The sequence below is a fragment of the Herbaspirillum sp. WGmk3 genome (assembly GCF_023952535.1).
In the GTDB taxonomy this organism is placed as follows: Bacteria; Pseudomonadota; Gammaproteobacteria; order Burkholderiales; family Burkholderiaceae_D; genus Herbaspirillum; species Herbaspirillum huttiense.
This window is the reverse complement of the sequence record NZ_JAKYWT010000006.1, coordinates 104,001-124,613: the sequence shown is the minus strand read 5'-3', so window position 1 is coordinate 124,613 and position 20,613 is coordinate 104,001. Positions and strand designations below refer to the sequence as shown.

Sequence of the window (20,613 nt, the reverse complement as noted above, 5' to 3'; positions counted from 1 at the left end):
CACACATCCCTTCAGGCAATATTTCTGCTGCGCAAATCGGGGTGAAAACGCAGGCCCCGTATGGCTCTCAGGCTAGCCGCGCCGCGCTGGGCGGATGGCCGATGATGCGCTTGAATGCGCGACTGAACGATGCTTCCGAATCGTAGCCCAGCCGGTTGGCCACCACCGCCACCCGCAAGCCGTCGCGGGCGATCCAGTGGCGCGCCTGGAACATCTTGACGCGGGCCACGTACTTGGCCGGGGTCTCGCCCACCGTGGCCGAAAACTTTTCGATGAAACTGGAACGCGAGGCACCCATCAAGGCCGCCAGTTCGTTGACCGACCAGTCGCGTTCTGGATGCTGGTGCACCGCCGCCAGCACTCGTCCGACCAGCGGGCAGCGCACTGCGGCGATCCAGCCGCTGGCATCGCTGCAGGCACATTCCACCCAGCCACGGATGATGCTGGCGGCCAGCACGTCGGCCAGGCGCGCCAGGATGCCGCAGCCGCCGATGCGGTTGAGCGCCACTTCGCGCTCCATCGCATCGAGCAGCGCCAGCACCGCCGGATCGCGCTGGGCCAGGTCGCAGGCGCGCATGGCCTCGGGCATCATCATCAAGAGCGGGTGCAGCGGGTCCAGGTTGAAGCGCAGCGTACCCGAGAACACCACGTGCGTCGGCGGCGCGGGGGCAGCGTCGGATTGGGCATGCGCACTGTCATCGACCAAAAACAGATTGTCCGCCACCGCCTTGCGGGCCAGCTTGCCGATCTCCACCGTCGGCAGGGCGCGCGCACTGGCCAGCGCATGCGCCGAGCCGCGCGGCAGCAGTACCGCATCGCCTGCATTGAGCTGCAGCCAGTCGTCCTGGCCGACCTGCATCCAGCAGCTGCCCTGGGCGATGAAGTGGAAGGTCGCCTCGCGCCGCGCCGGGAAGGCCACCGCCCAGGGCTCGTGCAGCACGTAGCGCGCGTACTCGACGCCATCAAGCCGCAGGCCCAGGAGGATCTCGGTCAGCGGATCGACGCCATCGGCGGGACGGTTCTTGGGGCCGCACTCAGTGATTTCCGGGAGATTTGGACGAATAGTCATATCTTTGCGAAATATCGGCATGGAAAGTCCAGACATTTAACCATAGACTGCGCTACCCAGTCATGAAACGTCACAAGAAAGGTTTTCCCATGTCCAACCCCGGCATCATCGAGGCCCCGCTGACCGAGACGGCGGCCCCGGCCAGCGCCTCTGCGGCCCCTGCCCACAAGGCAGCGCAAGAGCTCCCGGCCAACTGGAGCGGCATCGCCAGCCTGGCGCTGGGCGTCTTCAGCCTGGTCACCGCTGAATTCCTCCCCGCCAGCCTGCTCACGGCCATCGCCACCGACCTGCACGTCTCCGATGGCGCTGCCGGCCAGGCCGTCACGGCCACCGCCATCGTCGGTGCCGTGGCTGCGCCCAGCATCCCGCTGCTGACCCGCAACATCGATCGCAAGCGTGTGGTGCTGATGCTGACCCTGCTGCTGCTGGTTTCCAATCTCATGGCCGTGCTGGCCCCCAATCTGCCGGTTCTGCTGGTGGCGCGCGTGCTGCTGGGCGTGGCGCTGGGCGGCTTCTGGTCGATGGCGGCGGCGCTGGCCATGCGCCTGGTGCCGGATCACCTGTTCGCCCGGGCCATGTCGCTGATCCTCACCGGGGTCTCGGTGGCGACCGTGTGCGCAGCGCCCATCGGTGCATACATGGGCAACCTGTGGGGCTGGCGCAGCGCCTTCATTGCCGCCGGCGTGGTCAGCCTGGTGGCCTTCGCCATCCAGTGGATCGCGATTCCGCGCCTGCCGCCCAAGGACCATCCCAGCCTCAAGGTGCTGGCCGAACTGCTCGGCCGCAAGGATGTGCGGGTGGCGCTGATGGCGGTGCTGCTGGTGGTCTCCGGCCACTTTGCCGGGTTCACCTACATCCGCCCGCTGATGGAGCAAATCACCCACATGTCGGTGGCGACCATCTCGGCGGTGCTGCTGGGCTATGGCGTGGGCGGCTTCTTCGGCAACTTTGCCGGTGGCTTCATCGCCGAGCGCAGCGAACGCTATGCCATCGTCAGCGGCGGCACGCTCATCGCGCTGCTGGCGGCCTCCCTGTGGGTGGCCGGCAGCTCGCCGGTGGTGGCGGCCATCGCCATCACGCTGTGGGGCTTTGCCTTCGGTGCCTTCCCGGTGGGCTTTCAGACCTGGATCGTGCGCGCCGCGCCGGACCATGCCGAAGGCGCGGGCGGCCTGATGGTGGCGGCGTTCCAGGTGGCCATTGCCAGCGGCGCGATCGGCGGCGGCGTGCTGGTGGACCATGTGGGCGCGCTGGGCGGACCGATCTTCGCCGTCGTCGCCATCAGTCTCGGCACCTTGCTGACCCTGCGCTACGGCCCGCGTGGCGGCGCTGCGCCGGTCGCGGGCAATGCGCATTTCTGAACGGATGCGCCGGATCCCCTGATCCGGCGTCGGCACCTGACGGCTTTCGGCTCTTGCCGGAAGCCGTTTTCATTTCCGCCGCATTATTCCTCCCTGTGCAATAAAGAAGTGCCGACGGTACGGATTCTCTTCATCCGCGCTTGGCTCCACACTGGCATCACGGTCAAGGAACATCTTCCTGACCGAGCCAACCTACCAGGAGCCATGTCATGAAGATCCATCATTTCCCATTGTCCGGCCACGCCCATCGTGCCGTCCTGTTCGCTTCCCTCCTGGGCCTCCAGGCCGAGCTGATCGAAGTCAACCTGGCCGCTGGCGCCCACAAGCAGCCGGCCTTCCTCGCCTTGAACCCTTTCGGCCAAGTGCCGGTGCTGGAAGATGGGGATGTCGTCATCGCCGACTCCAACGCCATCCTGGTCTACCTGGCCAAGAAGGCGGGTCGCACTGACTGGCTGCCCGATGATGCCCAAGGTGCCGCCAACGTGCAGCGCTGGCTGTCGGTGGCCGCTGGTGAGCTGGCCTATGGCCCGGCCGCTGCACGCCTCATTACCGTGTTCGGCGCCCGTTTCAATCCGGAAGAAGTGATCCAGCGCGCCCACCTGCTGCTGGGTCGCATGGAACAGCATCTGGCAAACCGCGCATGGCTGGCCGCCGATCACCCGACCATCGCCGATGTGGCTGTCTACAGCTATCTGGTGGCGGCCCCCGAAGGCAATGTCGACCTGAGCGGCTACCCGTCGGTGCTGCGCCTGCTGCAAGGGATCGAGGCCCTGCCGGGCTTTGTGCCCTTCCCGAGGACGGCGGCGGGTCTGCGCGCGGCGCAGGCCTGAGTTTTCCAATAGTCACGTCATCCCGCACCGCGTGTTTGCAGTTTCTTTTCGAGAGGTCCGCCATGAGTGCATCCCCCAAGTCCCCCGTCTGGCATGCCGGCGAGAAGCAGCTGCAAGCGCAACTCGGCGTGGCCGACAAGATGGAATCCGTAGGCCAGCGCGTGATACGCGACTTCATGCCCGAGCAGCACCGCGACTTCTACGGCCAGTTGCCCTTCATCGTGCTGGGCAGTGTCGATCCGTCGGGCGATGCATGGGCGACGTTCCTTGAAGGCCATCCCGGCTTCCTGGCCTCGCCTGCGCCGACCCAGCTGGACATGCACGCCCATCCCGCGCCCGAAGACCCGGCCGCCGCTGGCATGGCCGCAGGGGCGCCGGTCGGCCTGCTCGGCATCGAGATGCACACGCGCCGCCGCAATCGCATGAATGGTGTGCTCGCACCGCTGGCCGACGGATGGCGCGTTCAGGTGGACCAGAGCTTCGGCAATTGCCCGCGCTACATCCAGCTGCGCGACTATTCCTTTGCCCGTGAGCCTGCCGAAGCGCACACCGGGCGGGCCGAGACGCTGTGCACGCTGGACGCACCGGCCCTGGCCCTGATCGCCGGCGCCGATGCCTTCTTCGTGGCGACCTATGCCGACCAGGAAGGGCGGCGCCAGGTGGATGTCTCCCATCGTGGCGGCAAGCCGGGGTTCGTCCGGGTCGATGAAGAGGGCGTGCTGACCGTGCCGGACTTCAACGGCAACCTGTTCTTTTCGACCCTGGGCAACATCGTGCTCAACGGCCGTGCGGGTTTGCTTTTTGTGGACTATGCCTCGGGCGATGTCTTGCAGATGACCGGGCAGGCCGAGGTGATCCTCGACTCCCCCGAGATCGCCGCCTTCGAGGGCGCCGAGCGCCTGTGGACTTTCCGTCCGCAGCGCATCGTGCGCCGCCGTGCGGCACTGGCCTTGCGCTGGGCCTTCCAGGAGCAAGCCTTTTCGCCCTATGCGCTGATGACGGGCGACTGGCAGCAAGCCGCCGAGCGCCTGCGCGCCCAATCCCTGGCGGGCCAGTGGCGCAGCCTGAAGGTGGCGCGCATCGTGCAGGAAAGCGAGACCATCCGCTCCTTCCACCTGGTGGCCGACGATGGCGCCGGGCTGCTGCCGGCGTTGCCCGGCCAGCACCTGCCGATCCGGGTGCGTACCGAGGCCGGGGCCGCGCCGTTGATCCGCACCTACACCCTGTCGTCGGCACCGCATGAGGGGCATTACCGCATCAGCGTCAAGCGCGAGGGCGTGGTATCACAGTACCTGCATGCGCAGCTGCGCGAGGGCGACCGCATCGAGGCGCGTGCCCCGGCGGGAGACTTCACGCTCGATACCGCCGCGGACAGACCGGTGGTGCTGCTGGCCGGTGGCGTGGGCATTACGCCGATGATGGCCATGCTGCGCCATATCGTTCAGGAAGGAGTGCGCCGCCAGCGCATGCGCCCGGCCATCTTGTTTCATGCCGCACGCACGCTGGGCGAGCGCGCGTTCGACGCCGAGCTGGCCGAGCTGGTGGCGGCCTCGCGCGGTGCGGTGAGACTGGTTCGCGTGCTCAGTGACACCACCGGCGCGCGTGAGGGCGACGCGTTCGATGCCGCCGGCCGTATCGACATGAACCTGCTCTCGCGCAGCCTGCCGTTTGGCGATTACGAGTTCTACCTGTGCGGTCCGGGCGGCTTCATGCAGGGGCTCTACGATGGCTTGCGCGGCTTCGGCATCAGCGATGAGCGCATCCATGCCGAAGCCTTTGGTCCGGCCTCGCTCACCCGCACTGGCAACACCGTCGCCGCAGCGCTGCCGCTGGCACCGGTGGCGGACACGGCCGTCCCGGTGATCTTCATGGAAAGCCTCAAGGAAGCCCGCTGGACCCCGGATTCCGGCAGCTTGCTGGAGTTGGCCGAAGCACGCGGTCTGTCGCCGGAGTTCAGTTGCCGCGAAGGCCACTGCGGCAGCTGCCGCACCCGCGTGCTGGCCGGGGAAGTGACTTACCTGAAGCCGCCGCAGGCCAGCGTGGGCGAAGGCGAAGTGCTGCTGTGCTGTGCGCGCCCGGCCAAGCCCTCCGGAACCGATGCACCGCGCCTGGAACTGGCGCTGTGAGGGTGATATGAAGACCTTGGCAAGTCCTCCGTCCTGATGCCGCTGAAGAGGGCATAATGCGACCTTCTCCGACAGGCAGGGAAGGAAGGCTCATGGACCGATGGCTGGCAATGCGAATCTTCGTGCAAGTGGCCGAGACCGCCAGTTTCGCCAAGGCGGCGCGGCAGATGCAGTTGAGTGCGCCGGTGGTCACCCGCACCGTGGCGGGGCTGGAAGAACTGGTCGGTGCGCGGCTGCTGGTACGCACCACGCGTTCGGTCAAGACCACTGAAGCCGGGGCGCGCTATCTGGAAGACTGCCGTCGCATCCTCGCTGAAATCGCCGAAGCCGAAGCGGCGGCGGCCGGCCATTACGACCAGCCCTCGGGCACGCTGTCGGTGACGGCGGCCTTGCTGTTCGGGCAGTTGCATGTGCTGCCGATCGTCACGGAATATCTCGATCTCTATCCGGGCATGCGGGCGCGCACTTTCTTCGTGGATCGCCCGGTCAACATCGTGGAAGAGGGCATGGATGTGGCGGTGCGCATCGGCCATCTGCCTGATTCGGGATTCACGGCCATCCAGGTCGGTTCGGTCAGCCGCGTGATCTGTGCCTCGCCCGACTATCTGCGCCAGCATGGCACGCCGGCTGCACCCGCCGATCTCAAGCAGCATCGCATCGTCACGTCCACCAGCGCCTGGGCTTCGCCGGAGTGGCGCTTTGCCGACGGCCAGCGCGTGGTGGTCGATGCGGCGCTGCAGACCAATACCAATGAAGCCGCCATCAGTACCGCCCGCCAGGGCTGGGGATTGACGCGAGTGCTGTCCTATCAGGTGGCGGCCGACTTGCAGGCCGGGCGCTTGCAGCGGGTCATGCGCGAGTTCGAAGAGCCGCCGCTGCCGATCCACGTGCTCTATCCGGAAGGGCGGCGCTCACCGGCCAAGGTGCGGGCCTTCATTGACCTGGCGGTGAGCCGCCTGCGGGCGCATCCTGCGTTCCACTGAGCGCAGCCGGGTTCATCCGTAATACGCAGGGTTGCGTACCGAAATACGCAGGGGGCGGTCCAACTGTCGCGTCCACGCTGCGTAGGTCTGGTCAGCGACCAGGCGCAGGGCGGCGATGCGTTCGGGCAGATGATCGAGGATCTGTGCCTGGCTTTGCGCAGCCGGGCCGTGTGCGCACAGCAGTTCGTCGCGTCCGGCCGCACACCAGTTGCGCACGCTCTCTTCGGTCACTTCCAGATGGCCCTGGAAACCCCATTGCTTGCCGCGCATGAATCCCTTGTTGAGGCAATGGCTGCCATACATGGTGCGCACCGCACCAGTGGGGATTTCAAAGGTGTCGTAATGCCAGTTGAAGATGGTGGCCTGGCGTGCCAGTCCCATGCGCTGCTGTGCCGGTGGCGTGACCCAGACCGGGCTCCAGCCGATGTTGGCGCAGAGGTTGCGGCTGACCTGCGCACCCATGCTACGGGCCAGCAGCTGGGCACCGAAGCAGTGGCCCAGCACCGGCACGTCGCGGGCCAGGGCATCTTGCAGGAGGGCGTGTTCGGCATGGATCCAGGGCAGGTCTTCATTGACGCTGTGGTCGCTGCCCAGCGTGACGATGCCGGAAAACTGGCTGGCATCGCGCGGGGCATCGCCTTCTGCGGCGGGATGGAACAGGCGATAGGGCAGGGCGTGTTGTTCCAGATGATCCAGCAGGACACCGGGGCCCTGGGTGCTTTCATGCTGGAGGATGGCGATCGGTCTCATGAACGGGGGACGGGCTTGGGCCGGTCCGTAGTGGAGGAGACGTCAATGTAGGATGGGGGACGTAAACGGCGGGTTGTATTTTTGAGTGGAGACGTAAACATCCTGTAAAGGCGCTGACCTGATCAAGGACGGGCAGGCCACACGGGAGCACTCATCGTGAAGAACGATGGTGTCGTTAAAATGACTTGTATGCGTAGTCATTTCGTTGCATGGTGTGAAAAGTTTTTGATCCAGGCCGTCGTCGTTTCATGAAGAGGTGATCCATGCAAGGCAACCCAGTATCCAAGACGGAATTCAAGGCCAAGGCGCTGGAATATTTCCGCCAGGTGGAAGCCTCCGGGGAAAGCGTAGTGGTGACCGACCACGGCAAGCCCACCGTGGAAGTCCGTCCGTTTCGGGCAGCCGAGCGTGCGCCGCTGATTATCCTGGCGGGCTCGGTATTACGTTACGAAGACCCTACTGAGCCGCTCGATGTGGAGTGGGAGGCGGGCCAATGATCGTTCTCGATACGCATGCCAAAGTTCGCGCCTACCCGCACGTCAAGACCATCTCGTGAAAAGGCCGCCATGATGGCGGCCTTCGACATGTGTGCCATGCAGCGGACGCTCTTAGATCCCCCCCATACACAAATACTTCACGACCAGGTAATCATCAATCCCGAAGTGCGACCCTTCGCGCCCCAGTCCCGACTGCTTGACGCCGCCGAACGGTGCGACTTCATTGGAGATCAGCCCGGTATTGATGCCCACCATGCCCGACTCCAGCCCTTCGGCCACACGCCAGATGCGGCCGATGTCGCGTGAATAGAAATAGCTGGCCAGCCCGAATTCGGTATCGTTGGCCAGGGCCACCGCTTCTTCATCGGTCTTGAAACGGAACAGCGGCGCCATCGGACCAAAGGTCTCTTCGCGGGCCACCTGCATGGCCGGCGTCACATCGGCCAGCACGGTCGGCTCGAAGAAGCTGTGGCCCAGCGCATGGCGCTTGCCGCCCAGCAGCACGCGGGCTCCCTTGCTGACCGCATCGGCGATATGCTGCTCCACCTTCTTGACGGCCTGCTCGTTGATCAGCGGACCTTGCGTCACGCCGTTCTCCATCCCATCGCCGACCTTCAGTTTCTTGACCGCTTCCACCAGCTTGGCAGCGAATGCGTCATACACCCCATCCTGCACGTAAAGACGGTTGGCGCACACGCAGGTCTGGCCGGCATTGCGGTACTTGGAGGCAATCGCACCTTCCACGGCGGCATCCAGGTCGGCATCGTCAAAGACGATGAAGGGTGCATTGCCGCCCAGTTCCAGCGAGAGCTTCTTGATGCTGGATGCACTCTGTTCCATCAGCAGCTTGCCCACGCCCGTGGAACCGGTGAAGCTGATCTTGCGCACGATGGGGTTGGAGGTCATCTCGCCGCCGATGTCCTTGGCGCTGCCGGTGACCACGCTGAACACCCCGGCCGGAATGCCCGCGCGTTCGGCCAGCACGGCCAGCGCCAGTGCCGAGAAGGGCGTGGCTTCAGCGGGTTTCAAGACCATCGGGCAGCCGGCGGCGAGCGCCGGACCGGCCTTGCGGGTAATCATTGCAGCGGGGAAATTCCACGGCGTGATCGCCGCGCAGACGCCGATGGCTTCCTTGATGACCACGATGCGGTTCGACGGCGAGGGCGAAGGAATGGTGTCGCCATAGGTACGCTTGCCTTCCTCGGCAAACCATTCGATGAAGGAGGCGGCGTAGCCGATCTCACCCTTGGCTTCGGCCAGGGGCTTGCCCTGCTCGGCCGTCATGATCAGTGCCAGGTCGTCGGCATTGGCCATCATCAGCTCATACCAGCGGCGCAGGATGACGCTGCGTTCCTTGGCGGTCTTCTTCTTCCACGCCGGCCAGGCGGCGTTGGCGGCTTCGATGGCGCGGCGGGTCTCGGCCGCACCCATCATGGGCACGCTGCCCAGCAGGCTGCCGTTGGCCGGGTTGTAGACCTCGTGCTTGCCAGCGTGGTCGGCATCACACCACTGGCCGTTGAGATAGGCCTGCTGGCGCAGCAGGGAAGGATCTTTGAGTTGTTGCAGCATGTCAGGTCTCCGTAAAAGTGGGGGGGCAGGCTCAGAAGCGCGCGGCCGCCTTGTTGCGCCCGCGCAGCCATTCCAGGGCCAGCAGCAGGCAGGTCGAAAACAGAATCAGGATCGTCGCCAGGGCGGCGATGGTCGGGCTGATGTTGTCCTTGATGCCGGCAAACATCTGGCGCGGCAAGGTGGCTTGCTCAGGCCCGGCCACGAACAAGGTCAGAACCACTTCGTCGAAAGAAGTTGCAAAAGCGAACAAAGCCCCCGAGATCAGCCCCGGCGCGATCACCGGCAAGGTGATGCGGAAGAAAGTACGCAGCGGACTGGCCCCCAGGCTCAGGCTGGCCCGCACCAGGTTGTGGTTGAAGCCCTGCAGCGTGGCCAGCACCGTCGTGACCACGAAAGGCGCACCCAGCGCGGCATGCGCCAGGATCAGGCCAAGGTAGCTGTCGGAGAGGCCGATGCGGGCAAAGAACAGATACACCCCCACGCCCACCACCACCACCGGCACGATCATGGGCGAGATCAGGATCGCCATCAGGATGCCCTTGCCGCGGAAGTCCGACTTGTTCAGACCGACGGCGGCCAGCGTGCCCAGTACGGTCGCGATGACGGTGGCCGCCGGTGCGACGATGAAACTGTTCTTGGCGGCACGAACCCATTCATCGGAGCTGAACAGGTTCTCGTACCAGCGCAGCGAGAAGCCCTTGATGGGATACATCAGGAAACTGCTGTCGGAGAACGACAGCGGGATCATCACCAGGATGGGCGAGAGCAGGAACAGCAGCACCAGCAGGTTGAAGCCGCGCGAGGCAAAGAACCAGGCGCGTTCCACCAGCGAGGTGTAGGGCGGGAAGAGAGGCGGTTTGTTCATGGCGTACTCCTTGGATTCTTCAATGGCTCAGCTGATGCCCACATCGACCTTGGCAAAGCGGCGATAGACGCCATACAGCACCAGGGTCGCCGCCAGCAGCAGGGCACCCAGCGCGCAGGCCATGCCCCAGTTGATGGTGGTGTTGATGAAGTAGGCGATGAAGTAGCTCACCATCTGTTCATTCGGTCCGCCCAGCAGCGCCGGGGTGATGTAGTAGCCGCCGGCCATGATGAAGACCAGCAGCACGCCCGCACCGATGCCCGGATAAGTCTGCGGCACATACACGCGCCAGAAGGCCGCGAAGGGATGGCTGCCCAGCGAGACAGCGGCCTTCAGGTAAGTGGGCGGCACCGATTTCATGACGCTGTAGAGCGGCAGGATCATGAAGGGCAGGAGGATGTGCGTCATCGAGATATAGACTCCGACGCGATTGAATACCAGCTCCAGCGGCGACTGCGTGAGACCGGCCAGCATCAGCGCCTTGTTCACCAGTCCTTCGGATTGCAGCAGCACGATCCACGCGGCCACGCGCACCAGGATCGAGGTCCAGAAGGGAATCAGTACCAGGATCATCAACAGGTTGGCGCGGCGCTCCTGCATGGTGGAGAGCCAGTAGGCCAGCGGATAGGCCAGCAGCAGGGTGATGAGGGTGACCACTGCGCTCATCCACAGCGTGCGGCCGAAGATGGTGCGGTAGATCGCCGATTCAGGGGCGGCCGCTTCGATGTCGCCGAAGACGTTCTGGCGCAGGTCCAGCGAGGCCAGCAGATAGTAGGGGGAATAGACCGAGCCGTTCTGGGCGATCACGCGCCACACGTCCGGCTGGCCCCATTGTGGATTGAGGGCGATGATGGCCTCGCGCGCGGCGGCGGGGCTCAAGGCTTTGCCATCGGCATCGCGCAGCGGCATGGCACGCGCAGTGCCCATCACCAGCGAGCGCGAACCGGACAGTTCGATATTGAGACGGCGCGCCAGGTTGCCGGCGGTGGTGTCTTCCTTGGCGCGGGCCAGGTCTTCCGCGAGCGCTGAAAAGGCCTGGTCCGGCAGGGCCGATTTGCGATCCCACTTCGACAGTACCGCCACGGTCTGCGGCAGGGTAGCGGCCACTTCCGGATTCTCGATGGCGCGCTGCAGGAGGGCCACGATGGGGGCCACGAAGGTCAGCAGCAGGAAGATCGCCAGCGGCGCGATCAGGGCCAGCGCACCCAGGCGCTTGCGGGTCTGGGCGGCGCGCAGTTCGCGCTTGAGTTGCTGCGGATCAGGTTCGGCCAGGGGCATGGCGGCGGCGGAGCGGGTGGCGATGGTGGTCATGTCTCGGGTGTCCGGTGGCAGCGGGGTTCAACACAGCGGCGCATGAAAAGCGTTGCGCGCCGGTAGGGGCGAATACAAAGCGGCAGCGAGCCACTACCGTTCGGACTGAGTAGGCCCTTGAAGGGCCGTATCGAAGGCGCACCGACGGCGAACCTTCGATACGCGGCTGCGCCGCTACTCAGGACGAACGGGAGTCAGGCCGTCCAGCATTTGTATCGGACCTCTTACTTCGCGATCCAGGCAGCGAAGCGCTGTTCCAGCTCTTCACCGTGGTCGGTCCAGAATTGCAGGCTCAGCTGCACCGCATCCTTGGCATTGGCCGGCGAGGTCGGCAGGTTGCCCAGGGTCTTGGTATCCAGCAGCTTCAAGGCAGCCTTGTTGACCGGGCCGTAGGCGATGTTGTTGGCGTAGACCTTCTGGTTCCCCGGCTGGCTGACGAAGTTGATGAACTTCTCGGCCAGTGCCTTGTTCGGCGAACCCTTCGGGATCACCCAGTAATCCAGGGTGTAGACGCTGCCGGCCCACACCACCTTCAGGTTCTTGCCTTCGCGCTGGGCGGCATCGATGCGGCCGTTGTAGGCGTTGGCCATGACCACGTCACCCGAGGCCAGGAACTGCGCCGGCAGGGCACCGGCATCCCACCACTGGATGTTGGGTTTCAGTTGATCCAGCTTCTTGAAGGCGCGATCCACGCCTTCCTTGGTGGCCAGGACCTTGTAGACATCCTTGGTCGGTACGCCATCGGCCATGAGCGCGAACTCCAGGTTGTACTGGGCGCTCTTCTTCATGCCGCGCTTGCCGGGGTATTTCTTGGTATCCCAGAAATCGGCCCAGCCAGTCGGTGCGGTCTTGAGCTTGTCGGCGTTGTAGGCCAGCACGGTGGACCAGACGAAGGCACCCATGCCGCATTCGCTGACCGTGGCTTCGGGGATGTAGTCATCCTTCTTGATGGTCTTGGCCAGGTCGAGCTTTTCGATCAGGCCATCATCACAGGCGCGGGTCAGGTCGCCGCCGTCGATTTCCACCACGTCCCAGCTGACCTTCTTGGTCTCGACCATGGCCTTGACCTTGGCCAGTTCGCCGTTGAATTCGGCGGTCACGACCTTGGTGCCGGTGCTCTTCTGGAAGGGCTCGACGTAGGCCACCTTCTGGGCGTTGCCATTGGCACCGCCGAAGTTGACCAGGGTCAGTTCCGCGGCGGAAGCCGCGCCGGAAAACAGCAGGCCCAGGAAGAGCGGGGACAGCAGGGCAGGTGTCAGGCGTTTCATTGTTGTTCCTCGTTGGTTATCGTGCGTGTTGACTGTGTTGAACTAAGGTAGAGCTGAGCGGCAATCTGAGTTGCCTCGCTCATCAAGCGGTACTGCATAACATCAGGTGCGACAAAAGAACAAAAACGGAATAACTCAAAAAACTAAGTAAACGGGGAGTGTGGAGAAATCAGAGGAAGCAGCGCAGACGATCCTGCGCCACATGCAGGACCACGCTGCTGCCCTCGCTCAGTCCCGCCAGTGCCGGGTCGGAGAGGGAGAGCTTGACGAAGCAGTCTTCCTGCCCCGTCACCGTGCATCGCACGCGCACGTGATCCCCAAAATAGATCAGCCCGGCGATGGTGGCGCGGATGCTGTTGGGTTCGGCACTGCCGCCTGCGGCCAGGCGGATGCGTTCCGGGCGTACGCAGGCGGTGATGCTTTGTCCGGCATGGGCGCGATGCACGTTCAGGCCGGTCACCACCGTGCCATCGGCCAGGCGCACCGTACAGTGTTCGCCCTGGACCGATTCCACGCTGCCCTTGAGACGGTTGTTGTCGCCGATGAAGTTGGCGACGAATTGATTGTCCGGATATTCGTAGAGCTCGGTGACCGGGGCCAGTTGCTGGATCACGCCCTGGTCGAAGACGGCCACGCGGTCCGACATGGTGAGCGCTTCGCTCTGGTCGTGGGTGACGTAGACGAAAGTCACTCCCAGGCGCTTGTGCAGGGCCTTGAGTTCGAGCTGCATGTGTTCGCGCAATTGCTTGTCGAGCGCGCCCAGCGGTTCATCCATCAGCACCAGTTGCGGATCGAACACCAGCGTGCGCGCCAGCGCCACGCGCTGCTGCTGGCCACCGGAGAGCTGGGTCGGATAACGGTCGCCGAATTTGCCCATCTGCACCATGTCCAGCGCCTGCTTGACCTTGGCTTCGCGGGTGGCGCGATCCATCTTGCGCACCGACAGCGGATAGGCCACGTTCTGCGCGATGGTCATGTGCGGGAACAGCGCATAGTTCTGGAACACCATGCCGATGTTGCGCTTGTGCGGCGGCACGCGATTGAGCAACTGGCCATCGAGGCGGATCTCGCCGCCGGTCGGGAATTCGAAACCGGCCAGCATCATCAGGCAGGTGGTCTTGCCGGAGCCGGACGGACCCAGCAGGGTCAAAAATTCACCGCGACGAATGTCGAGATCCAGATTCTTGACGATCAGGTTTTCTCCATCGTAGGTTTTCTTCACGCCGCAGAACTGCACCAGCACGTCATTGCCGCTGCCGGTAGCCGGCGCGTGTGCTTGCGCCGCTTGCTTCATTGCATAAGCTGCCATCATCGATCCTCTCTTGTACGCAGGGCCGGATACTTGGTCCGGCCCCTTTAACCCACTGCTGAAAGCTGCCTTGCAATGCAAGACTCAGGCCAGCTTGATCGCCCTGGACAGGATGCCCAGCGCCTCATCCATGACGGTATCGGGAATCGTCAGCGGGAACAAGAAGCGGATCACGTTGCCGTAGCTGCCGCAGGAGAGCAGCAGCAAGCCATTGTTCAACGCATGTTGCTGGACCTTCTTGGTGTAGTCCGCATCCGGCTTGCCGGTGACGGGATCGGCAAACTCCACCGCCACCATCGCGCCGACACCGCGCACTTCGGCGATCTGCGGCACGGCCGAACGCAATTCCTTCAGGTGCTCCTGCAGCTTGTCACCGAGGCGTTGGCCGCGGGCGACCAGCTTTTCTTCTTCCATCACATCCAGCACCGCCAGCGCCGAGGCGACGGCCAGCGGGTTGCCGGCATAGGTGCCGCCCAGGCCGCCAGGGGCGGGCGCATCCATGATCTCGGCGCGGCCGTTGACGGCCGACAGCGGCATGCCACCGGCCAGGCTCTTCGCCATGGTCATCATGTCGGGCAGGACGTCGTAATGTTCCATCGCAAATAATTTACCGGTACGGCCGTAACCGGACTGCACTTCGTCGGCGATCAGCAGGATGCCGTGCTCGTCGCAGATGGCGCGCAGGCCGCGCATGAAATCGGCCGGGGCGGCATAGAAACCGCCTTCGCCCTGTACCGGTTCGAGAATGATGGCGGCCACGCGCTTGGCTTCGATGTCGCTCTTGAAGAGGCCGTGGACCGCGTCCAGTGCGTCTTCGGTGGTGATGCCGTGCAGGGCGCTGGGGTAGGGCGCATGGAACACGTCGCCGGGGAAGGGACCGAAGCCCAGCTTGTAAGGCGCGACCTTGCCGGTGAGCGCCATGCCCATCATGGTCCGGCCATGGAAGCCGCCAGCGAAGGCGATCACGCCGGGACGGCCGGTGTGGGCGCGGGCGATCTTGATGGCGTTTTCGACGGCTTCGGCACCGGTGGAGAAGAAGGCGGTCTTCTTGGGATAGTTGCCTGGCGTCACCGCATTGATGCGCTCGGCCAGTTCGACATAGCTGGCGTAGGGCACGATCTGGTAGGCGGTGTGGGTGAACTTGTCGAGCTGGGCGCGCATGGCGTCGAGCAGCTTGGGATGGCGGTGGCCGGTGTTGAGGACCGCAATGCCGGCGGCGAAGTCGATGAAGCGGCGGCCTTCCACATCCCACAGCTCGGCGTTCGACGCGCGCTCGGCGTAGAAGTCGCACATCACACCCACGCCGCGCGGGGTGGCGGCATTCTTTCGTTGTTGCAGCTCTTGGTTGGTGGCCTTGCTGGTCATGGCTTGCTCCGATCTTGCTTCGTTGAATGCGCCGCAGGGCGCGGAAATGTGCAGGAAATTGCTGAATCGGGAAACAATATAAAACCCAAGTGGCACTGTAATATAGAGCCAATTTCAATTATTTGATGGTGCCACTTGAAACTCGCCTCCTTGTCCGACTATCTGCTGCTGCGCATCAATCGCACCTCCGCCAAGGCCGCGCCGGGCAAGGGCAAGGCGGCGGCCAGCCGCGAAAGCGGCGCAGCGAAGACCACCAAAAATGTAAAGACGGGTAGCGAGCGCATGCCCGTCAACCGCCAGATCTACCAGTTGATCCGCGAAGCCATCCTGGCCCATACGCTACCGGCGGGCATGCAATTGCCGTCCTCACGCGACCTGGCCCTGGAGCTCGGTACCTCGCGCAATACGGTGACCTATGCCTATGAACAATTGCTGGCCGAGGGGTATCTGGAAAGCCGCACCGGTGCCGGAACCTTCGTGGCCGATACGGCGCCGGACCAGATCCCCGAGGCGGTGGAGCGCAAGGAGCCGCTGACCGATCCTTCCGGCAAATCGGAACTGTCCGCGCGCGGTGCATTGCTCACACGCCAGGCCGGCGTGGGCGAGCGGCAGTGGGGGGCCTTCATGCCGGGCGTGCCGGACGTGACCTGCGTGCCGCACAAGATCTGGGGACGCCTGCAGAACAAGCACTGGCGTCGTTCCAGTTCGGACCTGCTGACCTACGGGCCAGGCGCCGGTTATGCCGGGCTGCGCGAGCAGATCGCCGAGTACCTGCGGGTGGCGCGTTCGGTCAACTGCACGCCCTCGCAGGTGCTCATCACCACCGGCATCCACCAGTCCATCGACATCGTGGTCAAGCTGCTTGGGGAACATGGGGATACTGCCTGGGTGGAAGACCCGTGCTACTGGGGTACACGCAGCGTGCTCAATTCGCTGGGCATCCAGTCGGTCCCGATCGCGGTGGATCAGGAAGGCATGCGCATGCGTCTGGCCAACCTGCGCCGACCGCCGCGCTTCATCTGCACCACGCCCTCGCACCAGTATCCGCTGGGGATGGTGATGAGCCTGTCGCGGCGGCGCATGCTGCTGGAGTACGCGGCGACCCACAAGGTGTGGATCATCGAGGATGACTATGACAGCGAATTCCGCTACGGTGGCCGTCCGCTGGCGTCGCTGCAGGGCATGGATACGCAGGATCGGGTGCTGTACATGGGCACCTTCAGCAAGATCATGTTTCCGGGATTGCGCATCGGCTTCCTGGTGGTACCGGAGTCGCTGGCCGAGGCTTTTGCCACCGGCATTGCCGAGTTGTATCGCAACGGCCAGGTATTCCTGCAGGCCACGCTGGCCGACTTCATGGCCGAGGGCCACTTCGCTTCGCACATCCGCAAGATGCGCGTGCTGTATGCCGAACGGCTGCAACTGCTGCAGCAGTCCATCAACCGCCACTTCGGCGAAAAGATGACCATTACCGGCGGCGAGGCCGGATTGCATCTTGTGCTGGGCCTGCCGCAGGAGTGCGACGACGTGCTCATCTGCGAAGAGGCGCTGGCCGCAGGCATTGTGGTGCGCCCGCTGTCGCGCTACTACATGCATGCACGCGGGGCGCGGCGGGGCTTGCTGCTGGGCTATGCGAGCGTGCCCAATGAGGAGATCGCGCGCGCCTTCGACAAGCTGGCGGCGGTGATCAAGCCGCATCTGGTGTAAGCGGTCACCTGCGCGGATGCGGGGGCAGGTGTGGGACAGGGGTGGATTTTCGCCTGTATGAAGAAACTCTTTCGTGGTCCCGGGAGTGGTTGATCGGGTGGCGCTGTCCTAAGATGTCACCCATCTGTTGCTCATTATCGTGAAGGATTCAGCATGAAAGCCATTATCACCAACCCGCAAGCCAAGGCCATCCTTGACGCCGCCTCGCTGGCCGACACCACCTTGCCCGATCCCGTCGCTGGCGAGCATGACCTGCTGGTCGAGGTCAAGGCCATCTCGGTCAATCCGGTCGACACCAAGATCCGCGCCAGCGCTGGCGAAGCCCGCGTGCTGGGCTGGGATGTCAGCGGCGTGGTACGTGCGGTCGGCCCGGCGGTCAGCCTGTTTGCGCCGGGCGACGAGGTGTTCTACGCCGGTTCCATCGTCCGCCCCGGTGCCAACAGCGAACTGCACGTGGTCGACGAGCGCATTGTCGGCCGCAAGCCCGCCAGCCTGGACCATGCAGATGCCGCCGCCATCCCGCTGACGGCCATCACCGCCTGGGAACTGCTGTTTGACCGCGTTGGCGTCGCCGAAGGCGCGGGGCAGGGCAAGCGTCTGCTCATCATCGGCGCAGCCGGCGGCGTGGGCTCGATCCTGACCCAGCTGGCGCGCAAGCTCACGCAGCTGACCGTCATCGGCACCGCCTCACGCCCGGAAACCGCGCAATGGGTCAGCGAGCTGGGCGCACATCACGTGATCGACCACAGCCAGCCCTTCAAACCGCAACTGGAGCAGCTGGGTTTCCCTGAGATCGATATCGTCATCAGCCTGACCCATACCGACCAGCACTATGCACAGATCATCGAGGCGCTGGCACCGCAGGGCCAGCTGGCGCTGATCGACGATCCGGCCACGCTGGATGCAGTGCCGCTCAAGCGCAAGAGCATTTCGCTGCATTGGGAACTGATGTTCACCCGCTCGATGTTCCAGACCGCCGACATGATCCGCCAGCACGAACTGCTGCAACGGGTTTCACAACTGCTGGACGAGGGCGTGCTGCGCACCACGACCGGCGAGCATTACGGGCGCATCAGCGCGGAGAATCTGCGGCGTGCGCATGCCCTGCTGGAGTCGGGCAAGGCCAAGGGGAAGATCGTGCTGGAAGGGTTTGCGGACTGAAGCGCGCAGGCTGTGGAGCGGCAGGTCGGCTGCTCCGCCTGCCTGTCTTCCTGCACAGGTCACGCCTTGGTCATGCAGATCACGCATAGATTACTTTTTTGACAACGAATCGGGTTCCATGCCACATGCATGGTAAATTACGGAGTCCGGACCGGCTCATGGCGTCCGGGCCCTTAGACAACCCCGATAGGAACCCTAGTTGGAAAACATATTACTGATCGTCGCGGCCTTCTTCCTGGTTGCGTTGAACGGTTTTTTCGTTGCAGCAGAATTCAGTCTGGTCAAGTTGCGTCAAACGCGCATCCGGGCCATCGCAAAAACACAAGGCATGCGCGGCCGCATCCTGGCCGTGGTCCACAATCAGCTGGATGCCTATCTCTCCGCCTGCCAATTGGGTATCACCCTGGCCTCGCTGGGCCTGGGCTGGATCGGTGAACCCGCCTTCGCACGCTTGCTGGAACCGCTCTTTTCGCTGGTCGGCGTGACCAATCAGGAGCTGATTCACGGCATCTCGTTCGTGTTCGCCTTCTTCGTCATTTCCTTCCTGCACATCGTGGCCGGTGAACTGGCCCCCAAGTCGATGGCCATCCGCAGCCCGGAGAAACTGGGCTTGTGGTGTGCCGTGCCGCTGTACGGTTTCTACTGGGGCATGTACCCGCTGATCTGGGTGCTCAATGCCAGCTCCAACTGGCTGCTGCGCGTGGCCGGACTGGGTGCGGGACATGGTCACGATGCCCATTATTCCTCGGACGAACTCAAGCTCATCCTGCGCGCCGGCAGCAAGAGCGGCAAGAGTGGCAAGTTCACCCGTGACGAGTGGAACGTGCTGGCGCAGAGCCTGAACTTTGCCGAACTGGACGTGGCCGACATCATGCGTCCGGCCAGCGAGATCGTGTCCCTGGGCGATGACAAGAGCCTGGAAGAGAACCTGGACATCATCTATCGCAACCGCTATTCGCGTTATCCCTACTTCGATGCCGAGCGCCAGCAGGTGCTGGGCCTGGTGCACCTGAAGGATGTGTTCCTGGCTCAGCAGGATGGCCGCGCCATCGGCAACCTGAAGGAATATCTGCGTCCGGTGCAGTTCATCTCGCCGGCCTTGCCGGCACTGGACCTGCTGCGCCGCTTCCGCACCGGCATGCCGCACTTTGCCATCATCGGCAAGAAGGGCCAGCCGCCGCAGGGTTTCATCACGCTGGACAACATGCTGAGTTTCCTGGTGGGCGAGATCCGCGACGAATTCCGCCACAACACCGGCGAGTGGAGCCGTCAGGATGACGGTACCTTGCTGGGCAAGGGCAGCCTGCCCATCGTGACGCTGGAGCACATGCTGGGCATCGACATCGAGTACGACGACAGCATCGACTCGGTCGGTGGCCTGGTGATGGAGAAGCTGGGCGACCTGCCCAAGGAAGGCCAGAAGATCGAGTTCGCGGCCTTTGATGTGGTCATCAAGCGCATGTCGGGACCGAAGATCGTGCTGGTGAAGGTGTATCCGAAGGGTGGGGACGTGCGCGAATAAGGAGAGCCAGCGCCTCTTTGCTTGCGCCTGTGGCAGGGTGATCGGGTGAGGCAGCCGGGTGCTCTGCGATCCGCTGGTTGAGCGTTCTTCAGCAACACCGTAAAGGCAGGCGATGGCGAGCAGTCATCGACTGCCTATTTTTTTGAGGCGGACCGGGCATCGTGTTTCTCCGTGCCCTCCACCAGAAAGCTCGCCGTATAAATGAGAAAGGCTTTGCCATTGGCATCGGCGCGCTGGTAGTCCTCCACCAGCGCGCCGATTTCGCGTTTGAGCAGGCTGGTGGTCGTGGCTGCGCTTTGGCCGCTGAGCAGCCAGGTGATATCGATGCCGAACTGTTCGCGCATGAGGCGCAGCAGCTTGCTACCGGGAATGCAGCGGCCGCGTTCGATCTGGCAGATGTGATTGGGCGCAGTGTTCAGGGCGCGGGCGAAGACGTTCTGGTTGATGCCCATCTTCAGGCGGATGGTGCGCAGGCGTTGGCCGATGGCGAGTTTGTGGTTATCCATGGTATGCGTGATGTGGGTGATATGCGCGTTGTTGGCATAGGGGTTGGGGGCGTGATGCATCAATGCCGTGGCGATCTCTTGAGGGCATCGGCGTGACTGAACCAGTCCGGGGACAGGGTCAGGGCGCTGCTCCAGTAGTCGGCATCGGTGAGCTGGGGCAGCAGAATGAGGCTGTCGTCGAATGTCACCGGCAGCCTGGACGGGCCGGTGTCGGGACGTTCCGGCATGCTCAGCCAGGCGCGGTCTTCGCGCTGCGCATGGAGGCGTTCCACCAGCATGGGGAGGTCTTCGTTGCCGGGCCGCCAGAGGTTGCGGCCGTCGCCTATTTTTCTGGACATACATCGGGTCTCCTTCCTTTCTGTCTTGCGATGATGGGGTGGCAGCAGAGCCCGGCCCATGGATCATGGGCCGGGGTGC

General features: G+C 64.0%; 18 protein-coding genes. 8 read left to right on the top strand and 10 right to left on the bottom strand.

The features are described from left to right. Positions 1-67: 67 nt before the first annotated feature. Complete coding sequence (locus MKD49_RS21775; protein ID WP_252697347.1) at positions 68-1,069, bottom strand: AraC family transcriptional regulator; 1,002 nt, start codon at positions 1,067-1,069, stop codon at positions 68-70. 89 nt (positions 1,070-1,158) lie between these two features. Between MKD49_RS21775 and MKD49_RS21770 the strand changes: the two genes are divergently transcribed. From MKD49_RS21770 to MKD49_RS21755, 4 genes are all read left to right on the top strand, one after another. Beyond that, entirely contained in the window at positions 1,159-2,427 is a 1,269-nt protein-coding gene (locus MKD49_RS21770; protein WP_209567803.1) for an MFS transporter, read from the top strand. A 209-nt stretch (positions 2,428-2,636) separates the two neighbouring features. Next, positions 2,637-3,257 carry a glutathione S-transferase family protein gene (locus tag MKD49_RS21765; RefSeq protein ID WP_252697346.1) on the top strand — a complete coding sequence of 207 codons (621 nt, stop codon included), beginning with the start codon at positions 2,637-2,639 and terminating at the stop codon, positions 3,255-3,257. 62 nt (positions 3,258-3,319) lie between these two features. Further along, the gene (locus tag MKD49_RS21760; RefSeq protein ID WP_252697345.1) at positions 3,320-5,383 is read left to right on the top strand and encodes a pyridoxamine 5'-phosphate oxidase family protein; all 2,064 of its coding nucleotides are present in this window, start codon (positions 3,320-3,322) and stop codon (positions 5,381-5,383) included. 92 nt (positions 5,384-5,475) lie between these two features. Continuing rightward, positions 5,476-6,366 carry a LysR family transcriptional regulator gene (locus MKD49_RS21755; RefSeq protein ID WP_252697344.1) on the top strand — a complete coding sequence of 297 codons (891 nt, stop codon included), beginning with the start codon at positions 5,476-5,478 and terminating at the stop codon, positions 6,364-6,366. A gap of 12 nt (positions 6,367-6,378) precedes the next feature. Here MKD49_RS21755 and MKD49_RS21750 read toward each other — a convergent pair whose 3' ends face one another. Continuing rightward, complete coding sequence (locus MKD49_RS21750) at positions 6,379-7,116, bottom strand: type 1 glutamine amidotransferase (RefSeq protein WP_252697343.1); 738 nt, start codon at positions 7,114-7,116, stop codon at positions 6,379-6,381. A 263-nt stretch (positions 7,117-7,379) separates the two neighbouring features. Here MKD49_RS21750 and MKD49_RS21745 point away from each other — a divergent pair, with 263 nt between their 5' ends. Then, complete coding sequence (locus MKD49_RS21745; RefSeq protein ID WP_252697342.1) at positions 7,380-7,613, top strand: type II toxin-antitoxin system Phd/YefM family antitoxin; 234 nt, start codon at positions 7,380-7,382, stop codon at positions 7,611-7,613. Between the two features lie 111 nt (positions 7,614-7,724). Here MKD49_RS21745 and gabD read toward each other — a convergent pair whose 3' ends face one another. From gabD to MKD49_RS21715, 6 genes are all read right to left on the bottom strand, one after another. Continuing rightward, on the bottom strand, positions 7,725-9,182 hold the full coding sequence (gabD, locus tag MKD49_RS21740) for an NADP-dependent succinate-semialdehyde dehydrogenase (RefSeq protein WP_166675602.1): 1,458 nt from the start codon (positions 9,180-9,182) through the stop codon (positions 7,725-7,727). A gap of 31 nt (positions 9,183-9,213) precedes the next feature. Next, positions 9,214-10,047 (bottom strand): ABC transporter permease, encoded by an 834-nt coding sequence (locus tag MKD49_RS21735; RefSeq protein ID WP_034341087.1) that lies wholly within the window; start codon positions 10,045-10,047, stop codon positions 9,214-9,216. Between the two features lie 27 nt (positions 10,048-10,074). Continuing rightward, complete coding sequence (locus MKD49_RS21730) at positions 10,075-11,358, bottom strand: ABC transporter permease (RefSeq protein ID WP_252697341.1); 1,284 nt, start codon at positions 11,356-11,358, stop codon at positions 10,075-10,077. Positions 11,359-11,582: 224 nt separating this feature from the next. After that, positions 11,583-12,626: an ABC transporter substrate-binding protein gene (locus tag MKD49_RS21725; protein ID WP_252697340.1), complete on the bottom strand. Its 1,044-nt coding sequence runs from the start codon at positions 12,624-12,626 to the stop codon at positions 11,583-11,585. 169 nt (positions 12,627-12,795) lie between these two features. Continuing rightward, the gene (locus MKD49_RS21720) at positions 12,796-13,935 is read right to left on the bottom strand and encodes an ABC transporter ATP-binding protein (protein WP_232729751.1); all 1,140 of its coding nucleotides are present in this window, start codon (positions 13,933-13,935) and stop codon (positions 12,796-12,798) included. Between the two features lie 84 nt (positions 13,936-14,019). Beyond that, entirely contained in the window at positions 14,020-15,300 is a 1,281-nt protein-coding gene (locus MKD49_RS21715) for a 4-aminobutyrate--2-oxoglutarate transaminase (RefSeq protein ID WP_252697339.1), read from the bottom strand. 135 nt (positions 15,301-15,435) lie between these two features. Between MKD49_RS21715 and MKD49_RS21710 the strand changes: the two genes are divergently transcribed. The 3 genes from MKD49_RS21710 to MKD49_RS21700 all read left to right on the top strand — a co-directional run bounded on the left by MKD49_RS21710 (position 15,436) and on the right by MKD49_RS21700 (position 19,690). Continuing rightward, a complete protein-coding gene (locus MKD49_RS21710; RefSeq protein ID WP_252697338.1) occupies positions 15,436-17,007 on the top strand; it encodes a PLP-dependent aminotransferase family protein in 1,572 nt (523 codons plus the stop codon). 153 nt (positions 17,008-17,160) lie between these two features. Then, positions 17,161-18,168 carry a zinc-binding alcohol dehydrogenase family protein gene (locus MKD49_RS21705; RefSeq protein ID WP_252697337.1) on the top strand — a complete coding sequence of 336 codons (1,008 nt, stop codon included), beginning with the start codon at positions 17,161-17,163 and terminating at the stop codon, positions 18,166-18,168. Between the two features lie 199 nt (positions 18,169-18,367). After that, positions 18,368-19,690, top strand: coding sequence for a hemolysin family protein (locus MKD49_RS21700; protein ID WP_039789033.1), 1,323 nt, complete (start codon positions 18,368-18,370; stop codon positions 19,688-19,690). 134 nt (positions 19,691-19,824) lie between these two features. On the opposite strand, the gene MKD49_RS21695 is transcribed toward MKD49_RS21700, so the two are convergent. Then, a complete protein-coding gene (locus MKD49_RS21695; RefSeq protein ID WP_252697336.1) occupies positions 19,825-20,256 on the bottom strand; it encodes a helix-turn-helix domain-containing protein in 432 nt (143 codons plus the stop codon). Next, the gene (locus MKD49_RS21690) at positions 20,256-20,534 is read right to left on the bottom strand and encodes a hypothetical protein (protein ID WP_252697335.1); all 279 of its coding nucleotides are present in this window, start codon (positions 20,532-20,534) and stop codon (positions 20,256-20,258) included. The genes MKD49_RS21695 and MKD49_RS21690 overlap by 1 nt, the downstream gene beginning before the upstream one ends. Positions 20,535-20,613 lie beyond the last annotated feature (79 nt).

Excerpts from the sequence above, each read along its gene's own strand:
- MKD49_RS21705 (WP_252697337.1), top strand. The coding sequence starts at position 17,161 with ATGAAAGCCATTATCACCAACCCGCAAGCCAAGGCCATCCTTGACGCC.
- MKD49_RS21765 (WP_252697346.1), top strand. The coding sequence starts at position 2,637 with ATGAAGATCCATCATTTCCCATTGTCCGGCCACGCCCATCGTGCCGTC.
- gabD (WP_166675602.1), bottom strand. The coding sequence starts at position 9,182 with ATGCTGCAACAACTCAAAGATCCTTCCCTGCTGCGCCAGCAGGCCTAT.
- MKD49_RS21760 (WP_252697345.1), top strand. The coding sequence starts at position 3,320 with ATGAGTGCATCCCCCAAGTCCCCCGTCTGGCATGCCGGCGAGAAGCAG.
- MKD49_RS21775 (WP_252697347.1), bottom strand. The coding sequence starts at position 1,069 with ATGACTATTCGTCCAAATCTCCCGGAAATCACTGAGTGCGGCCCCAAG.
- MKD49_RS21745 (WP_252697342.1), top strand. The coding sequence starts at position 7,380 with ATGCAAGGCAACCCAGTATCCAAGACGGAATTCAAGGCCAAGGCGCTG.
- MKD49_RS21715 (WP_252697339.1), bottom strand. The coding sequence starts at position 15,300 with ATGACCAGCAAGGCCACCAACCAAGAGCTGCAACAACGAAAGAATGCC.
- MKD49_RS21755 (WP_252697344.1), top strand. The coding sequence starts at position 5,476 with ATGGACCGATGGCTGGCAATGCGAATCTTCGTGCAAGTGGCCGAGACC.
- MKD49_RS21725 (WP_252697340.1), bottom strand. The coding sequence starts at position 12,626 with ATGAAACGCCTGACACCTGCCCTGCTGTCCCCGCTCTTCCTGGGCCTG.
- MKD49_RS21735 (WP_034341087.1), bottom strand. The coding sequence starts at position 10,047 with ATGAACAAACCGCCTCTCTTCCCGCCCTACACCTCGCTGGTGGAACGC.
- MKD49_RS21720 (WP_232729751.1), bottom strand. The coding sequence starts at position 13,935 with ATGGCAGCTTATGCAATGAAGCAAGCGGCGCAAGCACACGCGCCGGCT.
- MKD49_RS21690 (WP_252697335.1), bottom strand. The coding sequence starts at position 20,534 with ATGTCCAGAAAAATAGGCGACGGCCGCAACCTCTGGCGGCCCGGCAAC.
- MKD49_RS21730 (WP_252697341.1), bottom strand. The coding sequence starts at position 11,358 with ATGACCACCATCGCCACCCGCTCCGCCGCCGCCATGCCCCTGGCCGAA.
- MKD49_RS21695 (WP_252697336.1), bottom strand. The coding sequence starts at position 20,256 with ATGCATCACGCCCCCAACCCCTATGCCAACAACGCGCATATCACCCAC.
- MKD49_RS21770 (WP_209567803.1), top strand. The coding sequence starts at position 1,159 with ATGTCCAACCCCGGCATCATCGAGGCCCCGCTGACCGAGACGGCGGCC.
- MKD49_RS21750 (WP_252697343.1), bottom strand. The coding sequence starts at position 7,116 with ATGAGACCGATCGCCATCCTCCAGCATGAAAGCACCCAGGGCCCCGGT.